1 protein-coding gene is annotated in these 786 nt (G+C 32.8%); it reads left to right on the plus strand.

Annotated features, from left to right (window positions below):
* The first annotated feature begins 279 nt into the window (after window positions 1-279).
* The gene (locus PVK70_RS18785; RefSeq protein WP_242504836.1) at window positions 280-660 is read left to right on the plus strand and encodes a hypothetical protein; all 381 of its coding nucleotides are present in this window, start codon (window positions 280-282) and stop codon (window positions 658-660) included.
* Window positions 661-786 lie beyond the last annotated feature (126 nt).

A 786-nucleotide genomic window follows, 5' to 3' on the forward strand; every position in this document is an offset into this window, starting at 1 on the left:
ATAACAAATGCATCAACACGATTTGCTACATTCGGCATTCTAGATTTCTTTAGGTTTACCGAGTTAAGTGGTAAATTTAGGCTTAATCTGCATAGTAGCAAACGTGTTATGCAGGCGTTATGCCTTTATTTGATATATATCACTGAAATATAATTACTTTTTAAATACTATCTGTTTTTATAATTTTTGGTTGTATCTAAAATGAGAATAATAAAGTTACTTATTTTGTGTGTTAGTTTTTCAATGTTGTCAGGTTGTGTTACTAGGTTAGAAGCTACAATGGCTCCAGGGCAATCATTGGATGATTTAGGTAATATTTACGTCCAACACTTTTCTCCTGATAAAAGGCATTTAAACTATATAATCGCTGATAAGTTAACGTTACTTGGTTATCCTGCAACCCCTCTGGATACAATAGTTATACCTGATGATGCAGATATTGTTATTACTTATGTCGATAACTGGCAGTGGGATATCACAAATTATCTAATTCAAATTAAAATAGATTTCCGTAATGCTGAAAGTAAGCAATTATTAGTTACTGGTGAATCATTTAGGACGTCATTGGTACGAAAAGATCCTGATTTCATGATTCAAGAGGCATTAGAGAAAATTTTTCAAGAAGCAGGATTACGTTATAATCATTTTGAAAATAAGTAATCAGGCATAACAAATGCATCAACACGATTTACTACACTCGGCATCTCAGGTTGTCGGGTGTTTCTCGTTTTAAGGCGTCAATTTTAAGTATAATCGCATAGTAGTAAACGTGTTATGCAGGCGTTA

Source organism: Aliivibrio sp. A6, from assembly GCF_028765505.1.
In the GTDB taxonomy this organism is placed as follows: Bacteria; Pseudomonadota; Gammaproteobacteria; order Enterobacterales; family Vibrionaceae; genus Aliivibrio; species Aliivibrio finisterrensis_A.

What these genes read in the sequence shown, in the direction of transcription:
- PVK70_RS18785 (WP_242504836.1), top strand. Translation starts at nt 280, where the DNA reads ATGGCTCCAGGGCAATCATTGGATGATTTAGGTAATATTTACGTCCAA.